This window comes from Stenotrophomonas capsici (assembly GCF_034961085.1).
In the GTDB taxonomy this organism is placed as follows: Bacteria; Pseudomonadota; Gammaproteobacteria; order Xanthomonadales; family Xanthomonadaceae; genus Stenotrophomonas; species Stenotrophomonas capsici.
The window spans coordinates 1-2747 of record NZ_JAYFUH010000155.1; the positions used below are offsets into that span (position 1 = coordinate 1).

The 2747-nt window shown below is 66.7% G+C and carries 2 protein-coding genes and 1 riboswitch; both genes read right to left on the reverse strand.

Features of this window, described 5'->3' with window-relative positions; genetic code table 11:
• Positions 1-249: 249 nt before the first annotated feature.
• Positions 250-483, reverse strand: a riboswitch (cobalamin riboswitch).
• Positions 484-603: 120 nt separating this feature from the next.
• Complete coding sequence (locus VA603_RS10540) at positions 604-936, reverse strand: SMR family transporter (RefSeq protein WP_132863597.1); 333 nt, start codon at positions 934-936, stop codon at positions 604-606.
• A 206-nt stretch (positions 937-1142) separates the two neighbouring features.
• Positions 1143-2747 (reverse strand): YadA family autotransporter adhesin (locus VA603_RS10545; RefSeq protein WP_425603688.1); only part of this gene is annotated, 1605 nt, incomplete at its 5' end.

A 2747-nucleotide genomic window follows, 5' to 3' on the forward strand; every position in this document is an offset into this window, starting at 1 on the left:
GCGCGCCGATCCGGGGGAACCCCAGGTTGGTAACGATAGTCATGTCAGTGTCCTCATTGCATTGGGCATTGAGGAACGAAGGAACCGCGCATCGTGCGCGGCCTTGCAGCCACGTCCGCCACGCCAGCGACCTTCGCCCCCGCGGGCGAACCGGATTCATGGCGGGGACACGGCGGACCGGCCCGCGGCGAGGCAGGGCATCGGTACCGGCCGCCTCCCCGCGGAGGCTCCAGGTCGAATCGAGGGACGGCAGGTCCCCCGGCCAAGGCCGGTATTCGGGCTGATGGACACGGGCACCGGGGTGCCCACCTACTGGCCGTCGCTTCCCGGGGATGAACCCAGTGCTGGATGACGGCGGTTGTTTCCATTCACCGCTGCGGGGCAGCTCCGGAATGGCGGCACGAAGCCGCTTCACCGGATTCCCGTTTAAATTCATCCCTTCATGCGGATAAAGGGATAAATACCTGAGGCGCGCACAAAATAGGCCGGACCGCGCGCGCGGTCAAGCGATGGCTTCCATGCAAGGCGGCGGCTGCCGGAAGCGCGCCACGCGTGGGTGTCCGCCCCGGCCCCGGCCGCAAGCGTTGCCGTGCCGGGCGGCATTCAGTGTGCGGTGGAGTGCGAGAACACGTTGATCACCACCACGCCGGCGCAGATCAACCCGATGCCGATCAGCGCCGGCAGGTCCAGTTTCTGCTTGAACACGAACAGGCCAATCAGCGAGATCAGCACGATCCCCACCCCGGACCAGATGGCATAGGCGATGCCGGTGGGCACGGTCTTCATCACCATCGACAGCAACCAGAAGCACACCCCATAGCCAAACAGTGCACCCAGCGTGGGCCAGAGCCGGGTCATGCCATCGGAGGCCTTGAGCAGGGAGGTGGCAGCCACTTCCAGCGCGATGGCGCAGGCGAGCAGGGCATAGGCGTTCATGGCGATGGCCGGCTGGGGGAGGAAGCGGATTCTATCCGGTCGCGGAAAGCGCGCTTCGGTGCCGGAGGCGCAGAGCGATGCCCACGTTGGAGCACAACGTGGAAAGGTCCACGGGAAAGGCCCGCCGCCGTGGCGTGAACGGGACCTGCAGAAAGCAGAATGCCCAGGGGATTGCCCTGGGCATCTGCTGGCGCAAGTGCGGGATATCAGTCGCCGAGGACGCCGCTGACACCCACGTACATGCCGGACCCATCGCCGTTCTTGGAGAAGCCGCCTTCCAGGCTCCAACGGCCGCTGTCAGCGGTGTAGCGGCTGCTGATGCCAACCGCGCCCTGCGACTTGTAGCCCGCCGCACCCACCGCGTAGGTCATCTTGCCGGGCACGTAGGGGGCCTGACGTGCCGCCATGGCGCTGGCGATGCCCGCATGCATGCTGCGTTCCAGGTCATTGATGCGATACGCCAGGCTGACGTTGCTGATCTGGTTGTTGCGGTTCATCGTCCAGTCGTACAGCTGGGCACCATTGACGGCATCGGTGCTGTCGGCACTGACGCGGCCCCGGGCGACATTGGACATGGTCACCGGCGAGCCCTGCTGGCCGAGCGAGACGCGCGAGTAGTCGGTGCTGCCGTCCGCGTTCTGGTCATAGCGCACCGTCTGCTTGAGCTGGGCGACGTTCACCGCGTCGGTGTCCTGGGTACCGGCAGCGACGTTGGTCACCTGGCGTTCCTGACCCGCAGCGCCGACGGAGACCGCATTGTCGCGGTCAGCGATCGAGCCATTGCCCAGCGCCACGCTGTTGGTCCCGGAGGCGACCGCAGCGTCGCCGATGGCCAGCGCGCCTTCGCCCGAGGCCAGGGCAATCTGCGAGTTGCCTTCGCCGACGTTGCTTGAGATCAGGCCGCTGTCACCGAAGTTGGCATCGGAGAGGGTGGACTCCAGCTGAGTGAAGCGCCCTTCCAGCTGGTCGACGGTGTTGCCGATGCCATCGAGGCGATCGTTGATGCCGGCCATGTTGCCGCTCACATCGCCCAGGCCGTTCTTCAGGTCGCTGATGTCGCTGGCGTTCTGCGAGGTGCGCTGGTCGATATCGGTCAACGCATCGCCGACGTTGTTGACGGTCCTGCCGCCGACGGTATAGCTCGGTGCAGAGATGCTGCCATCGACGCCCACCGTGGCACCACCGCCCAGGTGGGCTGCCATGGACTGGCTGGTGGCATGCAGCTGCGCGCCGTTGACCGCCTGCCGGCTGGTGGCGTGGACGGCGCCGGCGGCGATGCCGTCCAGCGTCCGCGCGCCCTGGGTGCCGGCGAAGTTGACGGTTGCGCCGCCCTTGTCGGCCGCAACGGTGATGTCACCAGTGGCGGCATCCTGCTTCACCAGGCCAACGGCGCCGTCCTTGATCTGCTGGTCGAGGTCGTTGATCTTCGTGCTGCTGTCGGCAACACGGTCATCGATGTGGGCAATCGCCTCGCCCAGGTTGGTGGCCGTGTGGGTCGTACCGTCGGCGTTGGTCACGCTGTAGCTGGGGCCGGTGATGGAGCCATCGGCATTCACCGTGGCACCGCCACCCAGGCCGGCCGCGATGGCCTGCAGCTGGGCGACGTTGACGGCATCCAGCGACTGGCCGCCGGCCTTGATACCGGTGAGGGTGCGTGCGCCGTCGGTGCCGGCGAAGTTCACCAGCGTACCGGCCTTGTCGGTGGCCACGCCGATGGCCAGGGAGTCGGCCTCCTGTTTGACCAGGCCCACGGCACCGCTGTTGAGGTTGGTGGTCAGGCTGTTGATGTCGCCCTGGATCGCGGTGATGTT